Origin of the sequence: Pseudoalteromonas sp. S3178 (assembly GCF_005886985.1) — a bacterium.
In the GTDB taxonomy this organism is placed as follows: domain Bacteria; phylum Pseudomonadota; class Gammaproteobacteria; order Enterobacterales; family Alteromonadaceae; genus Pseudoalteromonas; species Pseudoalteromonas carrageenovora.
In genome coordinates, this window is sequence record NZ_PNCW01000323.1 from 1 (window position 1) to 356 (window position 356).

The window sequence follows — 356 nt, forward strand, 5'->3', positions numbered from 1 at the left end:
ACGCTTCATTATTTAGTGCGAGATCATCTCATCAGTGTTAGCTTATCGACGACATACATCAAAGTATTAATATCAAATTTGCCATCTAGCCTTAATAACCAATCACTGTTGGGCTGCAAAATGTAAGCAGTTTGAACTCCTGAAGGTCTGATAGAAGAAAAAATATGTTTTGCTCCGTGAGTAGCGGTAAATACATTTGCTTCGTTTATAACGCCAAGCTCAGCACTGATTTTCTGCATATCTTCACTCTGTATATCAAACGTGCCATTGAAAGCTCGTGTCATAAACTCAAGAGGTGTTAAATCATACTTGTTAGGTAGACCAGCAAGTGCGGTGGCGCCAGTTATCCAGCTTAA

At 39.3% G+C, this 356-nt stretch carries 1 pseudogene; it reads right to left on the reverse strand.

The annotated features are described in order from the left end of the window. Positions 1-23 precede the first annotated feature (23 nt). Positions 24-356 (reverse strand): annotated as a pseudogene (locus CWC11_RS21150) (hypothetical protein); the annotation flags it as partial.